The sequence below is a fragment of the Mesorhizobium sp. PL10 genome (assembly GCF_053714315.1).
Genome location: NZ_JBSKBR010000006.1, coordinates 284,580 through 309,091 on the forward strand (window position 1 = coordinate 284,580; position 24,512 = coordinate 309,091).

Sequence of the window (24,512 nt, forward strand, 5' to 3'; positions counted from 1 at the left end):
AAATGCTGATCTTTCTTTAGGCATCTTGCCTAAACGGATTGCAGGACTTACCTTGGTGGAAAGACGAATCGACCACGGTCCTCAGACGAAAGGAGACCGACAATGGAAATCACCTCAGCCCGTCCGTCGGCAAAAATCCTGACGTTCCCGGTGGCATCGCGATCAGCTGCCTCAAATTTAGGCGTAAAGGCTAAGTTCGCGGCAGAGCTCGCTTCCTTGCGCAATCACCCCTTGGCCTATGGCGAGGCCTGGTATCATGAGGCGGCCATCGCGGAAACCGAGCAGCCTCGCAAGAGCTAGCCGTTACCCGGGCCAACAGCTGAAAGCAGGCCTGACAATTGAAAAACCCGGCGCGATCGCTCGCGCCGGGCTTTTTCTTTGCATACTGAGCTGCCGGCTACTGCTTGGCGTGCAGGTCGGTTCCCAGCGTATCCTTGACGAAGATCATGCCGATGACCAGCGTCATCGCCGCAATCACCACCGGATACCAGAGGCCGTAATAGATATCGCCCTTGTAAGCGCTGAGGGCGAACACCGTCGCTGGCAGCAGGCCGCCGAACCAGCCATTGCCGATGTGGTAGGGCAGCGACATGCCGGTGTAGCGGATGCGGGTCGGGAACATCTCGACCAGGATCGCGGCAATCGGCCCGTAGACCATGGTGACGAAGATCACGAGGATGAACAGGATACCGATCGTCATCGGCCAATTCACCGCCGCCGGGTCGGCGAACATGGCAAAGGCGCCGCCTCCCGCTATGCTGTAGACGGGTACCTCGGGCGCCCCTGCTGCCTCTTCGGCAGTCAGCAGCTTATCCTTCACCGCCTGCTCGGTCGGAACTGTGGCCTTCTCGCCGGCGCGGATCGCAGCGGCGTCCAGCTTGAGCTCCGGGTTGGCCGCAATGAAAGCATCCAGCTTCTGGTCGGTCACTTTCGCTGCTGCGCGCTTCAAGGGATAGCCACTGTCCTTCAGCGACATGTTGACCGCCTTGACGAAGGCGGCGTCCTTGGCTTTGGCCTGATCGCCGGCGGCGATGGCATCGTAGGACTCAACCGTCTCATTGCCGATCTTGACCGAGGCCGCCGTGCCAGGGGCTGCGGTCGAAACCACATCGTAAGGCACCGAGTTCTTGGTCAGGAACGAGGTCGCGATGTCGCAGGACGTCGTGAACTTCGCCGTACCAACCGGATTGAACTGGAACCTGCAGTCGCCGGGTGCAGCGGTGACCGTCGCGCGCGTAGTCTGCTGGGCCGTGGCGAGCGCCGGATTGGCGGCCCAGGTCAGCGCCTTGAACAGTGGGAAGGTGCAGACGATGGCCAGTGCCAGACCCGCCATGATGATCGGCTTGCGGCCGATCTTGTCAGAGAGCCAGCCGAAGACGACGAAGAAAATCGAACCGATCGCCAGCGCAATGGCGATCATGATGTTGACCGACTGCGCGTCGACTTTCAGCACGTTCGTGAGGAAGAACAAGGCGTAGAATTGGCCGTTGTACCAGACCACGGCTTGGCCAGCGGTCAAGCCGAGAAGCGCCAGCAGCGCAATCTTGGCATTTTTCCACTGACCGAAAGCTTCCGTGAGCGGCGCCTTGGAGCCTTTGCCCTCATCCTTCATGCGCTGGAAAGTCGGCGATTCGGACAGCGACAGACGAATCCAGACAGAAATGGCGAGCAGCAGGAAGGAGACGATGAACGGAATACGCCAGCCCCAGGCAGCATAGGTTTCTTTGCTCAATGAGGCCTGCACTATCAGGATGACGACCAGCGACAGGAACAGACCAAGCGTCGCCGTTGTCTGGATCCACGAGGTGTAGTAGCCACGCCGGTTGTCTGGCGCGTGCTCGGCGACATAGGTCGCCGCACCACCATATTCGCCGCCAAGCGCCAGACCCTGCAGCATGCGTAGGCCGATCAGGATCACTGGAGCAGCGATGCCCAGCGTTGCATAGCCAGGCAGCAAGCCGACGAGGAAGGTCGACAGACCCATGATCGTCATGGTTACGAGGAAGGTGTACTTACGGCCAACAAGGTCACCGATGCGGCCGAAGAGCAGCGCGCCGAACGGGCGCACCAGAAACCCGGCCGCGAAAGCCAGCAGCGCGAAGATATTGCGCGTCGCTTCGGGGATGGTCGGGCTGAAAAAGGTGCTGCCGATAAACGCAGCGAGCGAACCGTAGAGATAGAAATCATACCATTCGAAAACGGTGCCGAGCGAGGAGGCGAAGATGACCTTCTTTTCCTCTCGCGTCATGCCGCGGCTTGCTCCGCCGGCGGTCGATGCCATTGCCATTGAATTTGTCCTCCCGTGAGACCCACTGTCCTCGATGCTGCGCCTCAACGTCCGCCTCTCCTCCGAGTGCAGACTCAGCTCAGCCATCGGCGCGAAAATGACAGAAAGCGGCAGCCGGAGGCAGACCGACATTGGGTTTATGACTTTGGTATTAGGTGCAGTGCGGCAATGAGCCGAGATCAGCTCTCAAGCGCTTCCAGCAGGCTGACGGCGGCCATCATGTCGCGCTTGCGGGCCGAACGGCGCGCCACCGCCTCGGCATCCTGCCCCCAGTGCTCGATCTGCCAGTCCTCATCGACATGGCCGGCGGCCCAGGCCGCCTCGCCGTCGAGTGCGCCATAGTCGACCGCAACCGCCAGCAGCGCCGAGCCGGTCAGCGACGTCATGACATGGATTGCGGCCAGCCGCAGCGGCTCGGCGCGCTGGGCAAGATGGGCGCCGAGCACCGCGATGCTCTCGCGCGGCTGTTCGACATGGATAATGCCCTCGGCGAGATTGAACCGAGCCCCCAATGTCGCCCTCGCCCAGTCGATGACCGGGTCCCAATGCTGGTTCTGGCGCTCGACCAGTCCCTGCGGCGTGTCGGCGCGGTAGCAGGTCAGATCGGACGACGCGAAGCGCAAGACGTCCTCAAGCACCGCCTGCGGGTCGCTGGCGACGCCGTCAATGGCAGTGTTGACCAGACGTAGCACCGGCATCGTCACCGGGTCGATGGTTTCGCCTTGCGCTTCGAATTCGTCGGCTACCAACTGCGCCGCCTTCTCGGTGGGCAGCGCCAACAGCGCCTTGCCCGGCGTGCGCACCGGCTTGCCGTCGAGATGCACGGCAAAGCCGTCTTCGACAGCCGCGACCGACACGTCCTTGTAAAAGCGCTTCGGCAGGTGCGTCTTCATCTGGATCTGTGCACGGCGCACCGGATCCGGATCGGACAGTTGCTTGCCTGCTTCGAGGTCGTTGAGGATGTCACGCATGGTAGAACTTTCTATCCAGGCACCTGCTTGCGCGCCGGCCGGTTGACGATGATGAGACCGACGGCAATCAGCCCAAGCGCCACAAAAATCCTGACTGTCGGCGCCTCACCCAGAATAATAGCGCCGCACAGCACGCCGAACACTGGCGACAGGAAGGCGAAGCTCGACAGGCCCGATGCCGGATAGCGCCTGAGCAGCCAGAACCACAGCACATAGGTGAAGGCAACAATATAGAGCGACTGGAACAGCAGCGCCAATGTCGGCAAGGCAGTGACGTCGCGGATCGGCGGGCCGGCGAAAGGCATCACCAGGAAACCGACAATGGCAGCACCCGCCAACTGATACAGCAGCAGTTTCTCGGCGCTGGTCTCGACCAGTTTCGAACGCTTGATGACGATGCTGGTCGCCGCCCAGAGGATGCCGGAGCCGAGGCTGAGCAGATCGCCCATCAGGGTCGTGCCCGTGCCGCCGACAATCCCGTCGGAGAACACGGCCACCAGGCCGCAGAAGGCGAGAACGAGCCCGCCAAGCTTCCTTGCATTGATGCGCTCGCCAAGCAGGAAATGACCGCCGATCAGGACCCAGAACGGCATGGTGTTGACCAGCAGCGTGTTGCGGGCAACGGTCGTGTATTCCAGCCCGATATAAAGGAACAGGAATTCGACGCCGAACAGCACGCCGACGACGATGCCGGCGACCAGCGAACCGTCGGCCCCGAACAGCCTGATGCCGCGCAGCCAGCACCAGCCGAGCACGCAGAGCCCGCCGATGATCGAGCGTGCGATCGAAACGAAAACGGGATCGAAGCCGGCATAGGAGATCTTGGCGGCGACATAATTCAGTCCCCAGGAAAAGGTCAGCCCGACCATGATGGAAGCGGCCGCCAGATCGACCGCGTCGCGGCGATCCAATGCCGAGGCAACAGCCAATGTCAGTCCTCCGCGCTGGCGTCGTCGAAGCCGATCAGGTTCCAGCTCTGGCGCATATGCGGCGGCATCGGCGCAGTGACGTCGATGACGCCCTTGTCCGGATGCGGAATGACGATGCGTCGCGCATGCAGATGCAGGCGATTCTGAATGCCGCCCGGGAAATCCCAATTGGTGTCGGCCTCGAAATATTTGGGGTCGCCGATGATCGGGCAGCCAATATAGGCGGCATGAACGCGAAGCTGGTGGGTGCGGCCGGTATAGGGCTCCATTTCCAGCCAGGTCATCGTCTGCGCCGCCTGCTCGATGATGCGGTAGTAGGACACGGCGTGGTCGGCGCCCTTTTCACCGTGGGCTGCCACGCGCACGCGGTCGCCGTCCTCGGTCGGCTCCTTGATCAGCCAGGTCGATATCTTGTCCTCGCGCTTGGGCGGCACGCCTTTGACCAGCGCCCAGTAGGTCTTCTTGGTCTCGCGTGCGCGAAAGGACTCGGAGAGCTTCATCGCCGCAAGCCTGGTGCGGGCAACCACCAGCACGCCCGACGTATCGCGGTCGAGCCGGTGCACCAGGCGCGGCTTCTCGCCCTTCTGGCTGCGCCACGCCTCCAGCATGTCGTCGACATTGCGGGTGACGCCCGACCCGCCCTGCACGGCCAGGCCGGCCGGCTTGTTGAAGACGAAGACCTTCGGGTCTTCGTGGATCAGCATCTTGGCCAGCACATCGGCATCGCCCTGGTTGCGGATCGAATGGCCCGTAAGCGCGCTCTCGCCCTTCTTGTCGACCTCGAGCGGCGGCACGCGCACCACCTGGCCTGGCTCGACACGGCTGTCGGCCTTGACCCGGCCACCGTCGACGCGAATCTGGCCGGAGCGCAGCAGCTTTTGCAGATGGCCGAAACCGAGGCCGGGGAAATGGGTCTTGAACCAGCGATCGAGCCGCATGCCCGCCTCGCCGGCCTCCACCGTGATCTGTTCAACGCCTGCCATGATTTTTATCTATCCGTTTCGAAGCGGGGCAATAGCACTATCGGCTCGAAAATCGGAATCGATTTTCAGAAAGCTTAGATTCAAAAAAGTGCCCGGAGCCAAGCCTATACGGTTCTTGCGAGCCAAAGTCCCAGAAACAGGGCGATGATGGCGCCAACGACGCTGGCAAGCGCATATCCCAGCGCCGGCAGCGTCGCGCCGCGCTCCCAAAGCGTCGCGAAATCGAGTGAAAAAGCGGAGAACGTGGTGAAGCCGCCGAAGATGCCGGTGGCGACGAACAGCCGAAGCTCGTTGGAGCCGCCACGCCGCATCAGCGTGGCAATGAACAGGCCCATGGCAAAGGAGCCGACGACGTTGATAACCATCGTGCCCCAGGGATAGTTCGGGCCGACGAGACGCATCGCGCCGATATTGGTCAAATGGCGAATGCCGGCACCGATGCCGCCGCCGACCACAACGAGAAGCAGATTGAACATGACGGCCTTTATGACGCTCTCAGGTCGTCTCGACCTTCTTTGCCTTGCTCGAGCCCAGCATTTTCCAGTTCTTGTAGAACATGGAATTGATGCGCTCGACGCTAACCGAGACGATGGCGAGGAGGCCGGCGATGAGGCCCGGGAACGGCGACGGACGGACGATGTCCATGAACACGCAGTAACGGTGACCGTCATACTCGTTGACCGAGCGGTGCAGCAGCGTGTCGTCGAATATATAGAGCGGATTGTCGTGCCAGTAGTTCCTGGCGCCGTTGCATTCGACGAAAACCTCGGCCTTCACCGGCAGCAGATTGTAGAGGATGCGCAGGCTGAGTCGCAGCGGACCGAAATGCCAGGAGGTCGATTCCTTGCCCCTGAAGACCGAGACGGCAATGGTCTTGATGTATTTGAAATCCTTGTTGAACTCGGCAACGTTGTCGATCTTGTGCTTACCATACCACTGATAGACATACATACCGCGCCTGGCCGTGCCGAGATTGGTGTCGATGTCGGCAATGATCTCGTCCTTGCGCGCCTTGAAGACGTCCAAAACCTCGTTGACCTCGCGCTGATAGTCCGGCGGAAACTGATCAAGCTTCCACACACCCGGATTGCGGTAGCAGACGAGGTCGACCAGCAGATTGAAGGGCGACAGCAGCCAGGTGAAGATGCCGTTGCCGAGGAAATAGCCGCGCAACAGCGACCAGCTCTTGTTGGCGTTGCGCAGCACGTCGATCAGGCCGCAGACGATCCAGATCGTGGTCAGGATCGGGATGAAGTAGAAACCTAGCGCGAGAAGCGGCAGCGCAATCACAGCCTGGCGAAGGGTCTTACGGGTTTGTTTTGTCATTGTCGTTCGCGCGGCAGCGCGATCCTGTTCGCATGAGCCAAATCACGGCGACCCCCGCCAGCCGTGCGCCTTGATAGGATTTTTTGTTCCCCCGCACAATGCCGTGACATAGCGCCAGAATGGACGCCTTCGTCAGCATGCCAACCAGCGACTTGGAGAAGAATCGAAGCGGGAATGCCCCATGGCAGGGTTTCGTCTGGGCCGTCAAAACCGGAGGCGCGCGCAAGCCTATTTTTCCCGCTCGCTGCGCAGCTTCGCCCAATAGTCCAGCCGTTTCCGGATATCGCGCTCGAAGCCGCGTTCAGGCGGATCGTAAAATGTCTGCCGACCCATCTTTTCCGGGAAATAGTCCTGGCCGGAAAAGGCGTCGGGCTGGTCATGATCGTAACGGTAGCCCGCGCCGTAGTCCTCCTCTTTCATCAACTTGGTCGGCGCGTTGAGGATGTGCTTGGGCGGCAGCAGCGAACCGAACTCCTTCGCCGCCCGCGTGGCGGCCTTGAACGCAGTATAGACGGCGTTGGATTTGGGTGCAGTGGCGAGATAGACGGTCGCCTCGGCGAAAGCGAGTTCGCCTTCGGGCGAGCCCAGATAGTCGTAGGCGTCCTTGGCGGCGTTGGCCACGACCAGCGCCTGAGGGTCGGCCAGCCCGATATCCTCCATCGCCATGCGCACCAGCCGGCGGCCGAGATAGAGCGGATCCTCGCCGGCGTCGAACATGCGGGCGAGATAGTAGAGAGCCGCGTCGGGATCGGATCCGCGCACCGATTTGTGCAGCGCCGAGATCAGATTGTAGTGACCGTCCTGGCCCTTGTCGTAGATCGGCGCGCGGCGCTGGACGATGCGTTGCAGCCCTTCGGGATCGAAAACCTCGCCAGGTTTGGCCGCACGCCAGACTTCCTCTGCGAGCGTCAGCGAGGCGCGGCCGTCGCCATCGCTCATGCGGATGAGCATCGCCCGCGCCTCGTCGTCGAGCGGCAGCGCCCTGCCCTCCGTCTCCTCAGCCCGCGTCATTAGCTTGGTGATGCTGTCCTCGCCAAGCGAATGAAAAACCATGACCCGCGCGCGGGACAACAAAGCGGCGTTGAGTTCGAAGGACGGGTTCTCGGTTGTGGCGCCAACCAGCACGACTGTCCCGTCCTCCATGACCGGCAGGAAAGAATCCTGCTGGGCACGGTTGAAGCGGTGGATTTCGTCGACGAAGAGCAGCGTCTGGCGGCCATTGGCGCGGCGCAGCTTCGCTGCCTCGAACACTTTCTTCAGGTCGGCGACGCCGGAAAACACGGCCGATATCTGCTCGAAGGCAAGACTGGTCTCGCCGGCCAGCAGCCGCGCCACGGTGGTTTTTCCGGTACCCGGCGGCCCCCAAAAAATCATCGAGCCGAGCGAGCCGGAATTGATCAGCCGCGTCAGCGCGCCGTCGGGTCCGGTCAGATGTTCCTGGCCGACGACTTCGCCAAGGTTTTTCGGACGCAGCCGATCGGCGAGCGGCCGGCCGGGGGGCGCTCTTTCCGGTTCATCGACGCTGAACAGATCGGCCATGTAGGTCTTCTGGTTGGAGCTGATCGCCCGCAGATGGGGCGGTCGGCTTAATAGCGCAACACCTGGCGCAGTATCTGCCCGCCACGCTCGACGGTAAAGCGCCACCAGCGCGTATCCTGCTGGGCAAGCTGCGCCAGTGTAGCCGCGGTATCGACCGCCGTGCCGTTTACCTCGCGCACAATGTCGCCCGGTTGGAAGCCGAAATCGGCGGCTGGCGAATCGCGATTGATGTCTACCACCGTGACGCCCTTGAGGTCGGTGCGCAGGCCAAGCCGCTGGGCGAGCCTGGGTGACAGTTCCGCGACCTTGGCGCCGGAGAACGGGCTGCGGCCATGCAGCGTCACTTCCGAGGCCTTGGCACCCTCCGGCGCGCGCTCCAGCGCAATCTCCATCGTCGCCTGCTGGCCTTTGCTCAGGATGGCGAAGGTCGCCTTGGTGCCGATCGACAGCGTCGCCATGCGGTAGTCCAGCGCTTCGATGCCTTCGACGGTCGTGCCGTTGAGCTGCAGCACGACATCGCCGGGCTTCAGCCCTGCTTTCGCCGCCGGCCCGGCCTCCTCAACCGATGACACCAGCGCTCCGGTCGGCTTCTCCATGCCAAGCGATTCGGCGATCTGCGGCGTCACCGCCTCGAACTCGGCGCCGATATAGGGCCGCTCGAAGAAATCGAGCCCGGCCTTGGCCGCGTCGGCAAAGGCCCGCACCATGTTGGCGGGGATGGCGAAGCCGATGCCGATGGAGCCGCCGCTGCGGCTATAGATGGCGGTGTTGATGCCGACCAACTGGCCGCCCATGTTGATCAGCGCGCCGCCGGAATTGCCGGGATTGATGGCAGCGTCCGTCTGAATAAAGTAGCCCGAATCCGAAACGCCGATATGGCTGCGGGCAAGCGCCGAAACAATGCCGCTGGTGGTGGTCTGGCCGACGCCGAACGGGTTGCCGATGGCCAGCACCAGGTCGCCGACCTCAAGCGCGTCGGAATCGCCGATGGCGATCACCGGGAACGGCTTGTCGGACGTGATCTTGAGCACGGCAAGGTCAAGCGTCTCGTCCTTGAGCATGACCTTCGAGGTGAATTCGCGCCCGTCCGCAGTCGCCACTTTCACCTCGTCGGCATCCTTGATGACGTGGAAATTGGTGACGACCACGCCGCTCGGGTCAACCAGCACACCCGAGCCGAGCGAGGATTGCGCGCGCGGCTGCGCGCGGCCGAAAAATTCCTCGAAGAAAGGATCGCCGTCGAAGGGCGACGTGACCTTCGCCGTCTGCGAGGCGTAGACATTGACCACCGCGGGCGCCGTCTGCTTGACCAGCGGCGCAAACGACAGCTGCACCTCTTCGCGACCGAACGGCACGCGCTTGTCCGGCCCGGAGGTGCCGTTCTCGCCCTCGACGCCATGCAAGAGGTCAGTCAGCACATCGGACAGCCCGGGATCGGCTGGCTTGGCGGCGTCCTCGGCCAGCGCCTGTCTCACAGCCGGTGCCGCGGCAAAGGCGGCCAGCGTGCAAAGGGCGACAAGAAACAGCCGTTTGAAGTGCATTCCGATTCCCTCCAGGTCGGGCGCATTGTCCCGACGATTGTGCAGAATGAAAGGCTAATGCACTGAAATGCGGCGATTGTCGTGCAAAAGCACGCAGCTGGCAGGCAAAAGATCTTAGGCTGAGACGGCCTCGCGACAATAAAAAAGGGGCCCGAGGGCCCCTTGAAGTCATTCCTGGAAAACCCGAGCCTTATGCGGCCGCGGTTTCCTCATTGGCGCCTTCGGCTTCGAGGCGAGCACGGTCGCCGGCGCCCTTGGCGTCGGGGTCGCGGTCGACGAACTCGATGACCGCCATGGCGGCATTGTCGCCGTGGCGGAAGCCCGCCTTCATGATGCGCAGGTAGCCGCCATTGCGGCTGGCATAGCGCGGCGCGATGGTGTCGAACAGGCGCTTGACGACGCCTTCATTGCCGATCTGGGCGATGACCTGGCGGCGGGCGTGCAGATCGCCGCGCTTGCCGAGCGTCACCAGCTTCTCGACGATCGGACGCAGATCCTTCGCCTTCGGCAGGGTGGTGACGATCTGCTCGTGCTCGATCAGCGAGACGGCGAGATTGGCGAACATCGACTTGCGATGGCTGATGCTGCGGGCGAAGCGGCGGCCCTTAAAACCGTGGCGCATGGCTCTTTTCCTTCTTCAGTTGTTCAAGAGGCCACGGCCTCTGATGGTTTTCCGCATGACCGTCGGATCGAGCGGCTCTCGCCGCCGATCCTTGGAATTCATGCTCAATATTGGTCTTCGTAACGCTTGGCGAGGTCTTCGATGTTTTCCGGCGGCCAGTCCGGCACTTCCATGCCGAGGTGCAGGCCCATCGCCGCCAAGACTTCCTTGATCTCGTTCAGCGACTTGCGGCCGAAGTTCGGGGTGCGCAGCATCTCCGCTTCGGTCTTCTGGATGAGATCGCCGATATAGACGATGTTGTCGTTCTTCAGGCAGTTGGCCGAACGCACCGAAAGCTCAAGCTCGTCGACCTTCTTGAGCAGCGCCGGGTTGAAGGCGAGCTCGGTGACGGCTTCGGCGGCGACTTCCTTCTGCGGCTCGTCGAAATTGACGAACAGGCCAAGCTGGTCCTGCAGGATGCGGGCAGCGAATGCCACCGCGTCCTCGCCCGAGATCGAACCGTCGGTCTCGATGGTCATGGTCAGCTTGTCATAGTCGAGAACCTGGCCCTCGCGGGTGTTTTCGACCTTGTAGGAGACCTTCTTGACCGGCGAATACAGGCTGTCGACCGGGATAAGGCCGATCGGCGCGTCTTCGGCGCGGTTGCGCTCCGCCGGCACGTAGCCCTTGCCGGTGTCGACAGTGAATTCCATGCGGATTTCAGCGCCCTCGTCCAGCGTGCAGATGACGTGGTCGGGGTTGAGGATCTCGACGTCGCCAACCGTCTGGATGTCGCCGGCCAGAACCGCACCCGGGCCCTGCTTGCGAACGACCATGCGCTTGGGGCCATCGCCTTCCATGCGGATGGCGATTTCCTTGATGTTGAGCACGATGTCGGTCACGTCTTCACGCACACCGGCGATGGACGAGAATTCATGCAGAACGCCGTCGATCTGCACGGCGGTCACAGCCGCACCGCGCAGCGAAGACAGAAGCACGCGGCGCAGCGCGTTGCCGAGCGTCAGGCCGAAGCCGCGTTCGAGCGGCTCGGCGACCAGCGTGGTCAGCGTCTTCTTCTTCGACGAGAACTCGATCTTGTTCGGCTTGATCAGTTCCTGCCAATTTTTCTGGATCATGATGCTTTCCTTCCGTTGACCCGCCACCATCCAATCGTGGCGGGCGACCTGGAATGCCCCGGAGGAGCGTGCTTAAGCGCTCGCGTGGCGTTCAATAATTCTTTAGACGCGGCGCTTCTTGCGCGGGCGGCAGCCATTGTGCGGGATCGGCGTCACATCACGGATCGAGGTGATGGTGAAGCCAGCCGCCTGCAGGGCGCGAAGCGCCGATTCACGACCTGAGCCGGGCCCGCAGACCTCGACTTCGAGCATGCGCATGCCGTGTTCCTGGGCCTTCTTGGCAACGTCTTCGGCAGCCATCTGGGCGGCAAACGGGGTCGACTTGCGCGATCCCTTGAAGCCTTGGGCACCGGCCGACGACCAGGCAATGGAATTGCCCTGCGCGTCGGTGATGGTGATCATCGTGTTGTTGAAGGTCGAATTGACGTGGGCAACGCCCGACGAGATGTTCTTGCGTTCGCGACGGCGAACACGAGCGGCTTCCTTGGCCATGATAGTCCTTTCAGTTGATCTCTACACCGCCGTAATGCCAGCGGCTCCACCTTCGTAAGGGAGTAGGGGAATAGGGCAGTAAGGGAGTAGGGACAAGTGCGACCCGGCTCGGCCGCGTTCCCTACTGCCTTACTCTCCTACTCCCTTATTCCCCTAATTACTTCTTCTTGCCGGCGATCGACTTGGCCGGGCCCTTGCGGGTGCGTGCATTGGTGTGCGTGCGCTGGCCGCGAACCGGCAGCGAGCGGCGGTGACGCAGACCGCGGTAGCAGCCGAGGTCCATCAGACGCTTGATGTTCATCGACACTTCGCGGCGCAGGTCGCCTTCGACCTGGTAGTCGCGGTCGATGGTCTCGCGGATCTGCAGCACTTCCGCGTCGGTCAGCTGGTTGACGCGGCGCTCGGCCGGGATGCCGACCTTGTCGACGATCTCCTGAGCGAACTTCTTGCCAATGCCGTGAATGTACTGAAGCGCAATGACGACGCGCTTGTTGGTCGGAATGTTGACGCCGGCTATACGAGCCATATTCTTCTCTTCTCCATGTGGGCCAGCCAACCTTCAAAAGGTAGACCCGGCGCTGTTCAAATTACCCCGCGTCCGGTGGAGGCCGGCCCATGCGGGAGTTTCCTGGTTTCAATGCGGCTGCCTTGCCCTTGCGGACAAGCAAGCCTCATGCCTGATAGGAAGACGGGCCGCCATAACCCAGCGAACCGTTCCAGTCAAGCGCAATCTTTACTTTGCCGTAACGGTCTCCCGTGTCACTGCCGTGAGCAGCGCTTCGATCTCTGCTGTCACAGTGTCGATGCCGGCCATGCCGTCGACGCTCTTCAGCCTGCGTTTGGCGTAGTAATAGCCGATCAGCGGCGCGGTCTTCTTGTAATATTCCCGCAGGCGCTCTTCGAACACCACCGGGTTGTCGTCCTTGCGCACTGGCTGGCCGGCGGCCTTGGCATCTTCGGCCCGCTTGACGATACGGCCGACCAGCGCCTTGTCGTCGACAACGAACTCGATCACGGCGTCGAGGCCAATGCCGCGCTCGGCAAGCATCGATTCAACCGCATCGGCTTGCACCAGCGTGCGCGGATAGCCGTCAAGGATGAAACCGTTGGCGCAATCTGGCTGATCGATGCGCTCGGCCACGATGGCGTTGACGATGGCGTCGGAAACCAGCTCGCCGGCGTCCATCACCGCCTTGGCGCGCTTGCCGACTTCGGTGCCGGCCTGCACGGCGGCCCGCAGCATGTCGCCCGTCGACAGCTGAGGTATGCCGTGTCTGTCTACCAGTCTTTGTGCTTGCGTCCCCTTGCCCGCTCCTGGCGGCCCAAGCAATATCAATCTCATCTGGCCTTCTTCCCCCCGCGCAACTTCGACTTCTTGATCAGGCCCTCATACTGGTGCGCGATCAGGTGGCCCTGAATCTGCGCCACCGTATCGAGGGTTACACTGACCACGATCAGAAGCGATGTGCCACCGAGATAGAATGGTACGCCAGTCGCCGAAATCAGGAATTCGGGCAGCAGGCACACCAGCACCAGATAGATGGCGCCGACGACGGTGATGCGCGTCAGGACATAGTCGATGTAATCGGCGGTGCGCTCACCCGGGCGGTAGCCGGGAATGAAGCCGGAATGCTTCTTGAGCTGGTCGGCTGTGTCCTTGGGATTGAAGACGATCGCCGTATAGAAGAAGGCGAAGAACACGATCATCGCCGCATAGAACAGCATATAGAGCGGCTGGCCGTGGCCGAGCGAGGCGAGCACCGTGCTTGCCCATGCCGGCAGGTTCGTCGACTGCGAGAAGCCCGCAACCGTTGCCGGCAGCAACAGCAGCGACGATGCGAAGATCGGCGGAATGACGCCCGACGTGTTGAGCTTCAGCGGCAGATGCGAGGTGTCGCCCTGGAACATGCGGTTGCCGACCTGGCGCTTCGGATACTGGATCAGCAGGCGGCGCTGGGCGCGCTCGAAGAAGACGATGAGCGCGATGACGACGATGGCCAGCACGATGATCGCCAGGATCAGCCCGGTCGACAAGGCGCCGGTCCGGCCGAGTTCCAGCGTGCCGGAAATGGCGCGTGGCAGGCCAGCGACAATGCCGGAGAAGATGATCAGCGAAATGCCGTTGCCAATGCCGCGCGCGGTGATCTGCTCGCCCAGCCACATCAGGAACATGGTGCCGCCGACCAGCGTGACGACGGTAGAGATGCGGAAGAACATGCCGGGATCGTTGACGATGCCGTTACCGCCTTCCAGACCGACCGAAATGCCGTAGGCCTGCACCAACGCCAGCAGAACCGTGCCGTAGCGCGTGTACTGGTTGATGACTTTGCGGCCCTGCTCGCCTTCCTTCTTCAGCGCTTCCAGCGACGGGATGACCGAGGTCATAAGCTGCATGATGATGGAGGCCGAGATGTAAGGCATGATCCCGAGCGCGAAGATCGCCATGCGCTGCACGGCGCCGCCGGCAAACATGTTGAACATGCCGAGCACGCCCTTGGCCTGCGAAGAGAAGGCCTGCGCGAAGGCATCCGGGTTGATACCGGGCAGCGGGATATAGGTACCGAGGCGATAGACGAGCAGCGCGCCGATGGTGAACCAGATTCGCTTCTTCAGGTCCTCCGCCTTGGCGAAGGCCGCAAAATTCAGATTCGAGGCTAGTTGTTCAGCAGCCGAAGCCATGCCTGATTCTCCGCTTGATCACGCTCGATGCCCGCAGCTCAGGCGGCGCGTTTCACCGAAGCTCACGAGATAAGCTCCGGGCTCTCAACATGCAAGCGGCCGCGTTGACGCGGCCGCTTAATTGATCGGATCAAAGCGCAATCGTGAGCAAAAACGGAGGCCGTTCCTGCCAAGCGCGCTTCAAATTGCCGTTACTCGGCAGCAGCCTGCTCCGGCAGCTTGACCGAACCGCCGGCCTTTTCGATCTTCTCGATCGCAGCCTTCGAAGCGCCGGCAACGTCGAATGCCAGCTTTGCCTTGAGCTCGCCATCCGAGAGGATGCGCACGCCATCCTTGGCGCGGCGGATGACGCCGGCGGCAACCAGTGCCTCGGCCGTCACGGTCGCCTTGGCGTCGAGCTTCTTGGCGTCGAGCGCCGTCTGGATACGGGCCAGCGACACGACGACAAAGCTCTTGGCGAAGATGTTGTTGAAGCCACGCTTCGGCAGGCGCCGGTAGAGCGGCATCTGGCCACCCTCGAAGCCGTTGATGGCGACGCCGGAGCGCGCCTTCTGGCCCTTGACGCCGCGACCGCCGGTCTTGCCCGAGCCGGAGCCGATGCCACGGCCGAGACGCTTCTTAGAGTGCGTCGCGCCTTCATTGTCACGCAGATCGGTGAGTTTCATCTGGGTTCTCCTGCGCTTTTGCTCAGCCCTCGTCCACGACGCGGACGAGATGCTGGACGGCAGCGATCATGCCGCGCACCGAGGGAGTGTCCTCCAGCGTGCGCTGCTTGTGCATCTTGTTGAGGCCGAGGCCGACCAGCGTCGCGCGCTGTTCCTTCGGGCGGCGGATCGGCGAACCGATCTGCTCAACGGTGATGGTCTTGGTTGCTTTCTTGGCCATGGTCAAAATCCCTGGTCAGATCGACTATTCTTCAGCCGCAACGGCGGTGCCGCGGCGGGCCTGAAGGGTCGAATACTTGATGCCGCGCGCGGCAGCCACATCCTTGGGATGCATCTGGCTCTTCAGCGCGTCGAACGTGGCGCGAACCATGTTGTAGGGGTTCGACGAACCCATCGACTTGGCCACCACGTCATGCATGCCGAGCGTCTCGAAGACAGCGCGCATCGGGCCGCCGGCGATGATGCCGGTACCCTGCTTGGCAGCGCGCAGCAGCACGCGTCCGGCGCCCCAGCGTCCCTCGACGTCGTGGTGCAGCGTGCGGCCTGAGCGCAGCGGCACGAAGATCATGTCGCGCTTTGCCGATTCGGTAGCCTTGCGGATCGCTTCCGGCACTTCGCGCGCCTTGCCGTGACCAAAGCCGACGCGGCCCTTCTGGTCGCCGACGACGACGAGCGCTGCAAAACCGAAGCGACGGCCGCCCTTGACGACCTTGGCGACGCGGTTGATGTGGACGAGCTTGTCCACCATGCCGTCATCGCGCTCTTCACGATCGCGGCCGCGGCCGCCATCCCTACGTTCCTGTGCCATATCCTGTTCCTTGTTCTTTTCCGGAAGCACGGGTTGCTGTTTGCCGGAGCCTCATTCGGGTCACCGGCGGTGAATTTCTCCTTTGCATGATCTTATCCGAAAAGTCTGCAACTTTTCGGGATCAAGCATTAGAAGCTCAGACCACCTTCACGGGCAGCCTCGGCGAGCGCCTTGACGCGACCGTGATAGATGTACGGGCCGCGATCGAAGACGACTTCCTTGACGCCGGCCTTCGAAGCGCGCTCGGCGATCAGCTTGCCGATCGCGGCGGCTGCGGCCGTGTCGGCGCCAGTCTTGAGCGAACCCTTGAAGTCCTTTTCGAGCGTCGAGGCGGCAGCGATGGTGTGGCCCTTGGCGTCGTCGATGACCTGGACGTAGATGTTCTTCGACGTGCGGTGCACCGACAGACGCGGACGCTCGCCGGCGACCTTCTTGATCTGGCGGCGGACGCGCTGCGCGCGGCGCTGGATGGATTCCTTGTCGGCCATAATAGTCTTCCTTGCCTTCAAAAAACGGGGGCCGCCATATGCGGTAGGCGAATGCGCCTCCCGCGACCGCTCCCCGCGGCGTTAAACTTACTTCTTCTTGCCTTCCTTGCGGACGATCTTCTCGCCGGCATAGCGGACGCCCTTGCCCTTGTAAGGCTCAGGACCGCGATACTCGCGGATCTCGGCGGCAACCTGGCCGACCTGCTGCTTGTCGATGCCGGTCACGGTGATTTCCGTCGGCTTCGGCACAGTGATGGTGATGCCGGCCGGCGTCTCGTAGACGACGTCATGGCTGAAGCCAAGAGCCAGCTGCAGGTTCTTGCCCTGAAGTGCGGCGCGATAGCCGACGCCGGTGATCTCGAGCTTCTTCTCAAAACCGTCCTTGACGCCCTGCAGGATGTTGACGATCTGCGTGCGCGACATGCCCCACTTGGAGCGGGCGGTCTTGGTCTGGTCGCGCGGCTGGACAGCGATCTCGCTGCCTTCCATCTTGACCAGCACTTCGTCGTTCACCACGAACTTCAGCTCGCCCTTGGGGCCCTTCGCCGTCACGGTCTGGCCGTTGACGGTCGCGGTCACGCCCTGCGGCAGCGAAACGGGTTTCTTTCCAATACGAGACATTTGGTTGTCCTCGTCACTTCTCTTGTTTCAGGTCTGCCGACTTAGAAAATCTGGCAGAGGATTTCGCCGCCGACATTCTGTTCGCGTGCTTCGTGATCGGCCATCACGCCCTTCGGCGTCGAAAGGATGGCGATGCCGAGGCCGTTGGCGACGTGCGGGATCGACTTGGCCGAGACGTAAACGCGACGGCCCGGCTTCGAAACGCGCGCGATTTCGCGCACGACTGGAGCACCGTCGAAATACTTCAGCTCGATTTCGATTTCGGACTTGCCGTTGTCGAAGTCGGTCTGGCTGTAGTCGCGGATGTAGCCTTCAGCCTTCAGCACGTCGAGGACGCGGGTACGCAGGCGCGAGGCCGGCGTCGAGACGCTCGACTTCTTGCGGCCATACGCGTTGCGGATGCGGGTCAGCATATCGCCGAGAGGATCGCTCAATGACATGTTATGTCCTCCTTACCAGCTCGACTTGACCAGGCCCGGGATCTGGCCGTTATTGCCGAGATCACGGAGCGCGATGCGCGATACTTTGAGCTTGCGATAGTAGGCGCGCGGACGCCCCGTCACTTCGCAGCGGTTGCGGATGCGGATCTTGGCCGAGTTGCGCGGCAGGGCAGCAAGCTTCAGCTGAGCGCGGAAGCGCTCCTCCATCGGCTTGGACTGGTCCATGATGATCGCCTTCAGGGCAGCGCGCTTGGGACCGTACTGGTCGGCAAGCTTGCGGCGCCTGTTGTTCTTCTCGACTGAGCTGGTCTTTGCCATTTCAGATTTTTCCTTTTCTCGCTGCCGTTACTGGCGGAAGGGGAAGTTGAAGGCCTTGAGCAATGCCCTGGCTTCGTCGTCCGTCTTCGCAGTCGTACAAACGATGACGTCCATGCCCCAGATCTGATCAACCTTGTCGTAGTTGATCTCCGGGAACACGATGTGTTCCTTGATGCCCATGGCGTAGTTGCCACGGCCATCGAAGCTCTTCGGATTGAGTCCGCGGAAGTCGCGGACGCGCGGCAGTGCGATGTTCACGAGGCGGTCGAGGAACTCGTACATGCGTTCCTTGCGCAGCGTGACCTTGGCGCCGATCGGCATCTTCTCGCGGACCTTGAAGCCGGCGATGGAGTTGCGGGCGCGGGTGACGACGGCCTTCTGGCCGGCGATCATCGCCAGGTCTTCGGCCGCGATCGAAGGCTTCTTCGAATCTGCGGTCGCTTCGCCGACGCCCATGTTCAGCACGATCTTGTCGATGCGCGGAACCTGCATCTCGTTGTCGTAGCCGAACTGCTCCTGCAACGCCTTGCGGATGGTCTCGTTGTAGACCTGCTTGAGGCGCGGCGTGTTCTGGGCCTTGGACTGTTTGCTTTCAGCCTTGGGCTTCGTGGTTTGAGCCTTAGCCATTGATGACTTCTCCCGAGCGCTTGGCGACGCGCACCTTCTTGCCGTCCTTCTGGAAGATGAAACCGACGCGGGTCGGCTTGCCATCCTTGGGGTCGGCCAGCGCGATGTTCGACAGCTGGATCGGCGCTTCCTTGGTGATGATCCCGCCCTCTTGGGACTGGGACTGCTTCTGGTGACGACGGATCATGTTGACGCCGCGCACCAGCGCGGTGTCTTCCTTCGGCTGAACCGAGAGGACTTCGCCCGAACGGCCCTTGTCCTTGCCGGCCAGCACGACGACCTTGTCGCCTTTTCTAATCTTTTGCATTGGTCCGGCTCCTTACAGCACTTCAGGCGCGAGCGAGATGATCTTCATGTGGTTCTTGGCGCGGAGTTCGCGCGGAACCGGTCCGAAGATACGCGTGCCGATCGGCTCTTTCTTGTTGTCGACGAGAACGGCCGCGTTCTTGTCGAAACGGATCACGCTGCCGTCCGGGCGGCGGATGTCCTTGGCCGTGCGAACCACGACCGCCTTCATCACATCGCCCTTCTTAACGCGGCCGCGCGGAATGGCTTCCTTGATGGACACCACGATGATGTCGCCCACGGAAGCGTATTTCCGCTTCGAGCCGCCCAGCACCTTGATGCACATGACACGACGCGCGCCGGAATTATCCGCGACGTCGAGGTTTGTTTGCATCTGAATCATGACTGGCCGCCTTCTTCTTTTCTAACGGGACGGGCTCAAAGCCCCTCCCCGGTCTGTCCAAAATTCGTTGTTTACGCCTGGTCCGAAGACACGACGATCCAGCGCTTGTCCTTGGAAATCGGCTTCGATTCCTGGATGAACACCTGGTCGCCGACCTTGTGGGCGTTGTTCTCGTCGTGCGCCTTGTACTTCTTGGTCATGCGCACGGTCTTCTTCATCACGGGATGCGTGAAGCGCCGTTCGACCTTGACGACTACCGTCTTCTCGTTCTTGTCGCTGACGACAGTGCCCTGCAGAATGCGCTTTGGCATGGTTTTCGTCCTTAAGCCTTCTTGGCCGCGGACTTTTCCGCAGCGATGGTCTTGATACGCGCAATGTCCTTGCGGACCTGCCTCACGCGCGCGGTCTTCTCGAGCTGGCCGGTGGCCTTCTGGAAGCGCAGGTTGAACTGCTCCTTCTTCAGGCTGGCCAGATCGTCGGTCAGCTGGTCCTGGGTCTTGGTCCGGATGTCTTCGGCTTTCATGATCAGCCCGTCCTTATTCTGCGATGCGCTGTACGAAGCGCGTCCTGACCGAGAGCTTGGCCGCGCCGAGACGCAGCGCCTCACGGGCGGTTTCTTCGTTGACGCCGTCGATCTCGAACATGATGCGGCCCGGCTTGACGCGCGCCGCCCAGTAATCGACAGCGCCCTTGCCCTTGCCCATGCGCACTTCAGTCGGCTTCGACGTCACCGGCACGTCAGGGAAAATACGGATCCATACGCGGCCGGCACGCTTCATCTCACGAGTGATCGCGCGGCGGGCCGCCTCGATCTCACGCGCGGTGACGCGGTTCGGCTCAAGCGCCTTCAGCCCGAAACCACCGAAATCCAGGTTGGTGCCGCCCTTTGCGGTACCATGGATACGGCCCTTGAACTGCTTGCGGAACTTTGTGCGCTTTGGCTGCAGCATCGTTCTAACTCCAAATTCCTAAATAATCAGGCGTTTTCGCGACGACGACCGCGTTCGCGATCACCACCACCGCCATGCGCAGCATCACCCTCGGTCGCGCGACGCTCCGAAGCCATCGGATCGTGCTCGAGGATTTCGCCCTTGAACACCCAGACCTTGACGCCACAGATGCCGTAAGCCGTGTTCGCCTCGGCCGTGCCGTAGTCGACATCGGCGCGCAGCGTGTGCAGCGGCACGCGGCCTTCGCGGTACCATTCCATGCGCGCGATCTCGGCGCCGCCGAGACGGCCGGCGCAGTTGATACGGATGCCTTCGGCACCGAGGCGCATCGCCGACTGAACGGCGCGCTTCATGGCGCGGCGGAACGCGATACGGCGCTCGAGCTGCTGGGCGATCGACTGGGCGACCAGGGTCGCGTCGATTTCCGGCTTGCGCACTTCAACGATGTTGAGGTGCGTCTCGGACTTCGTCATCTCCATCAGCTTCTTGCGAAGCTTCTCGATGTCGGCGCCCTTCTTGCCGATGATCAGACCGGGGCGCGCCGCATGGATGGTGACGCGGCACTTCTTGTGCGGGCGCTCGATCACGACCTTGGAGATCGCAGCCTGCTTGAGTTCCTTCTCAAGATACTTGCGGATCTTGATGTCTTCATGCAGCAGCTTGCCGTACTCGCCGGTGTTCGCGAACCAGCGCGAATCCCAGGTGCGGTTGATGCCGAGGCGCAGACCGATCGGATTGACTTTCTGGCCCATTATGCGGCCTCCCCTTTTTCTTCGACTTCACGAACGACGATCGTGAGGTGCGAGAACGGCTTTTCGATACGGCTGGCGCGACCGCGGCCACGAGCATGGAAACGCTTCATGACGATCGACTTGCCGACATAGGCTTCCGCCACGATCAGCGCATCGACATCGAGGTCGTGGTTGTTTTCCGCGTTGGCGATCGCCGATTCCAGCGTCTTCTTGACCGTGCCGGAAATCCGCTTGGCCGAGAATTCGAGGTCGGAAAGCGCTGTCGCGACCTTCTTGCCGCGGATCAGCGCGGCAACCAGGTTCAGCTTCTGCGGGCTGATACGGATCGTGCGCAGAACGGCGCGCGCTTCGTTGTCAGCAAGCCTGCGCGGAGCTTTGGCCTTGCCCATGATTATTTCCTCTTCGCCTTCTTATCCGCGCCGTGACCGTAATAGGTCCGGGTCGGAGCGAATTCACCGAACTTGTGACCGACCATGTCCTCGTTCACCGAGACGGGAACATGCTTCTGGCCGTTGTAGACACCGAAGGTGAAGCCGACGAACTGCGGCAGGATGGTGGAGCGACGGCTCCACATCTTGATCACCTCATTGCGACCACCTTCACGAACCTTGTCCACCTTCTTGAGAAGGTAGCCGTCGATGAAGGGGCCTTTCCAAATAGAACGAGTCACTTGGCGTTACCTCTTCTTAGCTCTTGCGCTGATGGCGCGAGCGCAGGATGAACTTGTCGGTCGCCTTGTTGGACCGCGTCTTCTTGCCCTTGGTCGGCTTGCCCCACGGGCTGACCGGATGACGGCCACCGGAGGTGCGGCCTTCACCACCGCCATGCGGGTGGTCGACCGGGTTCATTGTCACGCCGCGATTGTGCGGGCGCTTGCCGCGCCAGACCGTGCGGCCGGCCTTGCCGTCGTTGATGTTGCCGTGGTCCGGGTTCGACACGGCGCCGACAGTGGCCATGCAGGAGCCGTGAACGACACGCTGCTCGCCCGAGTTGAGGCGCAGGATCGCCATGCCCTGGTCACGGCCAACCAGCTGGCCATAGCCGCCGGCCGAACGGGCGACCTGGGCGCCCTTGCCCGGCTTCAGCTCGATGTTGTGGACGATCGTGCCGACCGGCATCGAAGCCAGCGGCATCGCATTGCCCGGCTTCACGTCGACCGCTTCACCAGCCACGATCTTGTCGCCGGCGGCAAGACGCTGCGGAGCGATGATGTAGGACAGCTCGCCATCGTCATACTTGATCAGCGCGATGAAGGCGGTGCGGTTCGGATCGTATTCAATGCGCTCGACCGTGCCGACGACGTCGAACTTGCGGCGCTTGAAGTCGATGATGCGGTACGAACGCTTGTGACCGCCGCCGATGAAGCGGGCCGTGATGCGGCCGTGATTGTTGCGGCCGCCCGACTTGGTCAGGCCTTCGGTCAGGCCCTTGACGGGCTTGCCCTTGTAGAGGCCCGAGCGGTCGACGATGACCAGCTGGCGGGTGCTCGGCGTTACCGGGTTGAATTTTTTAAGTGCCATTGTCCTGTCCTCGCGGCCTTGCTCAGAGACCCGTCGCGACGTCGATCGACTGGCCGTCGGCCAGCGTCACGATCGCCTTCTTGACGTCGCTCTGGCGGCCGATCGTGCCGCGGAAGCGCTTGATCTTGCCCTTGCGGACAAGCGTGTTCACGGCCGTAACCTTGACGCCAAACAGCGCTTCGACAGCGGCCTTGATTTCCGGCTTCGACGCCTTCTTGGCGACGTTGAAGACGACCTGGTTCTGCTCGGAGGCCATGGTCGACTTTTCGGTGATCGCCGGCGAGACGATCACGTCGTAATGACGAAGGTCGGTCATTTAAAGCGCTCCTCGAGAGCCTCGACGGCGGCCTTCGAAAGGACCAGCGTGCCGCGGCGAAGAATGTCGTAGACGTTGATGCCCTGGATGGGCAGCACGTCGATGTTCGGGATGTTGGTCGCCGCCAGCTTGAAGTTCTGGTCAAGCTCGGCACCGCCGATCACCAAAGCATTGGTCAGGCCCAGCGTCGCAAAATTCGCGATCAGCGCCTTCGTCTTGGCCTCGGTCAGCTTCAGCTCGTCGATGACGATGATCGACGCGCTCTTGGCCTTGGCCGAGAGAGCATGCCTCAAGCCCAGGGCGCGCACCTTCTTCGGCAGATCGTGCTCGTGGCTGCGAACGACCGGGCCGTGGGCCTTGCCGCCGCCGCGGAACTGCGGAGCGCGTGCCGAATGGTGACGGGCGCGGCCCGTACCCTTCTGCTTGTACATCTTGGCGCCGGTGCGCGCGATTTCGGCGCGGCCCTTGGCCTTGTGCGTGCCCTGCTGGCGCTTGGCCAGCTGCCAGCGCACGACGCGCTGCAGGATGTCCTCGCGCGGATCAAGGCCGAAAATCTCCTCGGAGAGTTTCACCTTGCCGGCGTCTTTGCCGCCAAGCGTTGTGATCTTGAGATCCATTATTCTGCTCCCTCTGCGGCCGGAGCCTCGTTCTTCGCAACGGCGCGGATCGCGGCAGGCTTCGGCGCATTGGCCGGCAGTGCCACCTTGGCCGCATCGCGGACCAGGATCCAGGCGCCCTTCGATCCGGGAACCGCACCGCGGATCAGGATCAGGCCGCGATCGGCGTCGGTCGAAACGATCTCGACATTCTGTGTGGTGACGCGGGTGTCGCCCATGTGGCCAGCCATATGCTTGCCCTTGAACACCTTGCCCGGGTCCTGACGCTGGCCGGTCGAACCGTGCGTACGGTGCGAGACCGAGTTACCGTGCGTCGCGCGGCCACCGCCCATGTGGTGGCGCTTGATGACGCCCTGGAACCCCTTGCCGATCGTCGTGCCCGTCACATCGACCTTCTGGCCGGCGACGAAATGCTCGACGGTGATCTCGGCTCCGACGTCGATCATGTTGTCGGCGGAGACGCGGAACTCGGCGACCTTCGCCTTCGGCTCGACGGAAGCGGTCGCGAAATGGCCGCGCATCGCCTTCGACGTGTTCTTCACCTTGGCAAGGCCAACGCCGAGCTGGACGGCCGTATAGCCGTTCTTCTCCTGCGTGCGCTGAGCCACGACCTGGCAGTTCTCCATCTGGAGAACGGTGACGGGAACATGTTCCCCGGCATCATTATAGATGCGGGTCATTCCCACCTTCTTTGCAATCACACCTGAACGCATCGGTTCAATTCCTTTAGAGTTCCGGGCCAGGGGCACCGCCCCTTACCGCGCTCTCATTCCCTTAGAGCTTGATCTCGACGTCGACACCGGCGGCCAGATCGAGCTTCATCAAAGCATCGACCGTCTGCGGGGTCGGATCGACGATGTCGAGCAGACGCTTGTGCGTGCGCATCTCGAACTGCTCGCGGCTCTTCTTGTCGACGTGAGGCGACCGGTTAACCGTGAACTTTTCGATCCGCGTCGGCAGCGGAATGGGGCCGCGGACGTTTGCTCCGGTGCGCTTGGCCGTCGACACGATTTCTTTCGTCGAGGCGTCGAGCACCCGGTGATCAAACGCCTTCAGGCGGATGCGGATATTCTGTCCGTTCATGCGTCACTTCCTTGTTCTGGCGCGGCGCGGGCAACTCCGCGCCCGCGACAGATCGGTTTAAGTCCAATTATTCTTTGATGGTGACGACGATGCCGGCACCGACGGTGCGGCCGCCTTCACGGATGGCGAAGCGCA

Annotated in this window: 36 protein-coding genes; 1 reads left to right on the forward strand and 35 read right to left on the reverse strand. The window is 62.1% G+C overall.

Annotation, left to right across the window (positions count from 1 at the left end; translation table 11 throughout):
- The first annotated feature begins 102 nt into the window (after positions 1 to 102).
- Positions 103 to 300, forward strand: coding sequence for a DUF2735 domain-containing protein (locus ACWGTO_RS12770; protein WP_454575209.1), 198 nt, complete (start codon positions 103 to 105; stop codon positions 298 to 300).
- A gap of 97 nt (positions 301 to 397) precedes the next feature.
- Here ACWGTO_RS12770 and ACWGTO_RS12775 read toward each other — a convergent pair whose 3' ends face one another.
- The 35 genes from ACWGTO_RS12775 to rpsJ all read right to left on the reverse strand — a co-directional run bounded on the left by ACWGTO_RS12775 (position 398) and on the right by rpsJ (position 24,377).
- Positions 398 to 2,287: an MFS transporter gene (locus ACWGTO_RS12775; protein WP_454575210.1), complete on the reverse strand. Its 1,890-nt coding sequence runs from the start codon at positions 2,285 to 2,287 to the stop codon at positions 398 to 400.
- Between the two features lie 179 nt (positions 2,288 to 2,466).
- Positions 2,467 to 3,258 carry an ATP12 family chaperone protein gene (locus ACWGTO_RS12780; protein WP_454575211.1) on the reverse strand — a complete coding sequence of 264 codons (792 nt, stop codon included), beginning with the start codon at positions 3,256 to 3,258 and terminating at the stop codon, positions 2,467 to 2,469.
- A gap of 11 nt (positions 3,259 to 3,269) precedes the next feature.
- Positions 3,270 to 4,127, reverse strand: coding sequence for a DMT family transporter (locus tag ACWGTO_RS12785; RefSeq protein ID WP_454575227.1), 858 nt, complete (start codon positions 4,125 to 4,127; stop codon positions 3,270 to 3,272).
- 62 nt (positions 4,128 to 4,189) lie between these two features.
- Positions 4,190 to 5,170 carry an RluA family pseudouridine synthase gene (locus ACWGTO_RS12790; protein ID WP_142865539.1) on the reverse strand — a complete coding sequence of 327 codons (981 nt, stop codon included), beginning with the start codon at positions 5,168 to 5,170 and terminating at the stop codon, positions 4,190 to 4,192.
- 104 nt (positions 5,171 to 5,274) lie between these two features.
- Positions 5,275 to 5,646, reverse strand: coding sequence for a fluoride efflux transporter CrcB (gene crcB, locus ACWGTO_RS12795; RefSeq protein WP_454575212.1), 372 nt, complete (start codon positions 5,644 to 5,646; stop codon positions 5,275 to 5,277).
- 19 nt (positions 5,647 to 5,665) lie between these two features.
- A complete protein-coding gene (locus ACWGTO_RS12800; protein ID WP_454575213.1) occupies positions 5,666 to 6,496 on the reverse strand; it encodes an aspartyl/asparaginyl beta-hydroxylase domain-containing protein in 831 nt (276 codons plus the stop codon).
- Between the two features lie 228 nt (positions 6,497 to 6,724).
- On the reverse strand, positions 6,725 to 8,035 hold the full coding sequence (locus ACWGTO_RS12805; RefSeq protein ID WP_454575214.1) for a replication-associated recombination protein A: 1,311 nt from the start codon (positions 8,033 to 8,035) through the stop codon (positions 6,725 to 6,727).
- 47 nt (positions 8,036 to 8,082) lie between these two features.
- The gene (locus ACWGTO_RS12810) at positions 8,083 to 9,576 is read right to left on the reverse strand and encodes a DegQ family serine endoprotease (RefSeq protein ID WP_454575215.1); all 1,494 of its coding nucleotides are present in this window, start codon (positions 9,574 to 9,576) and stop codon (positions 8,083 to 8,085) included.
- A gap of 190 nt (positions 9,577 to 9,766) precedes the next feature.
- A complete protein-coding gene (rplQ, locus tag ACWGTO_RS12815; RefSeq protein ID WP_454575216.1) occupies positions 9,767 to 10,198 on the reverse strand; it encodes a 50S ribosomal protein L17 in 432 nt (143 codons plus the stop codon).
- Between the two features lie 104 nt (positions 10,199 to 10,302).
- Positions 10,303 to 11,313, reverse strand: a complete 1,011-nt coding sequence (locus ACWGTO_RS12820; protein WP_006205443.1) for a DNA-directed RNA polymerase subunit alpha — start codon at positions 11,311 to 11,313, stop codon at positions 10,303 to 10,305.
- A 102-nt stretch (positions 11,314 to 11,415) separates the two neighbouring features.
- A complete protein-coding gene (gene rpsK, locus ACWGTO_RS12825) occupies positions 11,416 to 11,805 on the reverse strand; it encodes a 30S ribosomal protein S11 (protein WP_006205444.1) in 390 nt (129 codons plus the stop codon).
- Positions 11,806 to 11,962: 157 nt separating this feature from the next.
- Entirely contained in the window at positions 11,963 to 12,331 is a 369-nt protein-coding gene (rpsM, locus tag ACWGTO_RS12830; RefSeq protein WP_006205445.1) for a 30S ribosomal protein S13, read from the reverse strand.
- Positions 12,332 to 12,538: 207 nt separating this feature from the next.
- Complete coding sequence (locus tag ACWGTO_RS12835) at positions 12,539 to 13,147, reverse strand: adenylate kinase (RefSeq protein WP_454575217.1); 609 nt, start codon at positions 13,145 to 13,147, stop codon at positions 12,539 to 12,541.
- Positions 13,144 to 14,484 (reverse strand): preprotein translocase subunit SecY, encoded by a 1,341-nt coding sequence (gene secY / locus ACWGTO_RS12840; RefSeq protein ID WP_454575218.1) that lies wholly within the window; start codon positions 14,482 to 14,484, stop codon positions 13,144 to 13,146. The genes ACWGTO_RS12835 and secY overlap by 4 nt, the downstream gene beginning before the upstream one ends.
- A gap of 191 nt (positions 14,485 to 14,675) precedes the next feature.
- Complete coding sequence (rplO, locus tag ACWGTO_RS12845) at positions 14,676 to 15,149, reverse strand: 50S ribosomal protein L15 (RefSeq protein ID WP_454575219.1); 474 nt, start codon at positions 15,147 to 15,149, stop codon at positions 14,676 to 14,678.
- Positions 15,150 to 15,171: 22 nt separating this feature from the next.
- Positions 15,172 to 15,369, reverse strand: coding sequence for a 50S ribosomal protein L30 (gene rpmD / locus ACWGTO_RS12850; RefSeq protein ID WP_006205449.1), 198 nt, complete (start codon positions 15,367 to 15,369; stop codon positions 15,172 to 15,174).
- A gap of 24 nt (positions 15,370 to 15,393) precedes the next feature.
- On the reverse strand, positions 15,394 to 15,957 hold the full coding sequence (rpsE, locus tag ACWGTO_RS12855; RefSeq protein ID WP_006333394.1) for a 30S ribosomal protein S5: 564 nt from the start codon (positions 15,955 to 15,957) through the stop codon (positions 15,394 to 15,396).
- A gap of 128 nt (positions 15,958 to 16,085) precedes the next feature.
- Positions 16,086 to 16,445 carry a 50S ribosomal protein L18 gene (gene rplR, locus ACWGTO_RS12860; protein WP_454575220.1) on the reverse strand — a complete coding sequence of 120 codons (360 nt, stop codon included), beginning with the start codon at positions 16,443 to 16,445 and terminating at the stop codon, positions 16,086 to 16,088.
- An 87-nt stretch (positions 16,446 to 16,532) separates the two neighbouring features.
- Positions 16,533 to 17,066, reverse strand: a complete 534-nt coding sequence (gene rplF / locus ACWGTO_RS12865; RefSeq protein ID WP_023682603.1) for a 50S ribosomal protein L6 — start codon at positions 17,064 to 17,066, stop codon at positions 16,533 to 16,535.
- Between the two features lie 41 nt (positions 17,067 to 17,107).
- Positions 17,108 to 17,506 carry a 30S ribosomal protein S8 gene (gene rpsH / locus ACWGTO_RS12870; RefSeq protein ID WP_006205453.1) on the reverse strand — a complete coding sequence of 133 codons (399 nt, stop codon included), beginning with the start codon at positions 17,504 to 17,506 and terminating at the stop codon, positions 17,108 to 17,110.
- Positions 17,507 to 17,518: 12 nt separating this feature from the next.
- Positions 17,519 to 17,824 (reverse strand): 30S ribosomal protein S14, encoded by a 306-nt coding sequence (gene rpsN, locus ACWGTO_RS12875; protein ID WP_010909282.1) that lies wholly within the window; start codon positions 17,822 to 17,824, stop codon positions 17,519 to 17,521.
- Between the two features lie 27 nt (positions 17,825 to 17,851).
- The gene (gene rplE / locus ACWGTO_RS12880; RefSeq protein ID WP_013531429.1) at positions 17,852 to 18,451 is read right to left on the reverse strand and encodes a 50S ribosomal protein L5; all 600 of its coding nucleotides are present in this window, start codon (positions 18,449 to 18,451) and stop codon (positions 17,852 to 17,854) included.
- On the reverse strand, positions 18,444 to 18,758 hold the full coding sequence (rplX, locus tag ACWGTO_RS12885) for a 50S ribosomal protein L24 (protein WP_013531428.1): 315 nt from the start codon (positions 18,756 to 18,758) through the stop codon (positions 18,444 to 18,446). The genes rplE and rplX overlap by 8 nt, the downstream gene beginning before the upstream one ends.
- 12 nt (positions 18,759 to 18,770) lie before the next feature.
- Entirely contained in the window at positions 18,771 to 19,139 is a 369-nt protein-coding gene (gene rplN / locus ACWGTO_RS12890) for a 50S ribosomal protein L14 (RefSeq protein WP_006205457.1), read from the reverse strand.
- Between the two features lie 71 nt (positions 19,140 to 19,210).
- Complete coding sequence (gene rpsQ, locus ACWGTO_RS12895) at positions 19,211 to 19,450, reverse strand: 30S ribosomal protein S17 (protein ID WP_010909280.1); 240 nt, start codon at positions 19,448 to 19,450, stop codon at positions 19,211 to 19,213.
- Between the two features lie 11 nt (positions 19,451 to 19,461).
- Positions 19,462 to 19,662 (reverse strand): 50S ribosomal protein L29, encoded by a 201-nt coding sequence (gene rpmC / locus ACWGTO_RS12900; RefSeq protein WP_006205459.1) that lies wholly within the window; start codon positions 19,660 to 19,662, stop codon positions 19,462 to 19,464.
- Positions 19,663 to 19,675: 13 nt separating this feature from the next.
- Positions 19,676 to 20,089 (reverse strand): 50S ribosomal protein L16, encoded by a 414-nt coding sequence (gene rplP / locus ACWGTO_RS12905; protein WP_006205460.1) that lies wholly within the window; start codon positions 20,087 to 20,089, stop codon positions 19,676 to 19,678.
- 26 nt (positions 20,090 to 20,115) lie between these two features.
- On the reverse strand, positions 20,116 to 20,841 hold the full coding sequence (rpsC, locus tag ACWGTO_RS12910; RefSeq protein ID WP_013895697.1) for a 30S ribosomal protein S3: 726 nt from the start codon (positions 20,839 to 20,841) through the stop codon (positions 20,116 to 20,118).
- Entirely contained in the window at positions 20,841 to 21,230 is a 390-nt protein-coding gene (gene rplV / locus ACWGTO_RS12915) for a 50S ribosomal protein L22 (protein ID WP_006205462.1), read from the reverse strand. Before rplV ends, rpsC begins: the two co-directional genes overlap by 1 nt.
- A 2-nt stretch (positions 21,231 to 21,232) precedes the next feature.
- Positions 21,233 to 21,511, reverse strand: a complete 279-nt coding sequence (rpsS, locus tag ACWGTO_RS12920; RefSeq protein WP_006205463.1) for a 30S ribosomal protein S19 — start codon at positions 21,509 to 21,511, stop codon at positions 21,233 to 21,235.
- 16 nt (positions 21,512 to 21,527) lie between these two features.
- Positions 21,528 to 22,361, reverse strand: coding sequence for a 50S ribosomal protein L2 (rplB, locus tag ACWGTO_RS12925; RefSeq protein ID WP_112618131.1), 834 nt, complete (start codon positions 22,359 to 22,361; stop codon positions 21,528 to 21,530).
- Between the two features lie 22 nt (positions 22,362 to 22,383).
- Complete coding sequence (locus ACWGTO_RS12930; protein ID WP_115143199.1) at positions 22,384 to 22,677, reverse strand: 50S ribosomal protein L23; 294 nt, start codon at positions 22,675 to 22,677, stop codon at positions 22,384 to 22,386.
- The gene (gene rplD, locus ACWGTO_RS12935) at positions 22,674 to 23,294 is read right to left on the reverse strand and encodes a 50S ribosomal protein L4 (RefSeq protein WP_454575221.1); all 621 of its coding nucleotides are present in this window, start codon (positions 23,292 to 23,294) and stop codon (positions 22,674 to 22,676) included. The genes ACWGTO_RS12930 and rplD overlap by 4 nt, the downstream gene beginning before the upstream one ends.
- Entirely contained in the window at positions 23,294 to 24,007 is a 714-nt protein-coding gene (rplC, locus tag ACWGTO_RS12940; protein WP_112395064.1) for a 50S ribosomal protein L3, read from the reverse strand. Before rplC ends, rplD begins: the two co-directional genes overlap by 1 nt.
- 61 nt (positions 24,008 to 24,068) lie before the next feature.
- Positions 24,069 to 24,377: a 30S ribosomal protein S10 gene (rpsJ, locus tag ACWGTO_RS12945; RefSeq protein WP_010909272.1), complete on the reverse strand. Its 309-nt coding sequence runs from the start codon at positions 24,375 to 24,377 to the stop codon at positions 24,069 to 24,071.
- Between the last annotated feature and the right edge of the window lie 135 nt (positions 24,378 to 24,512).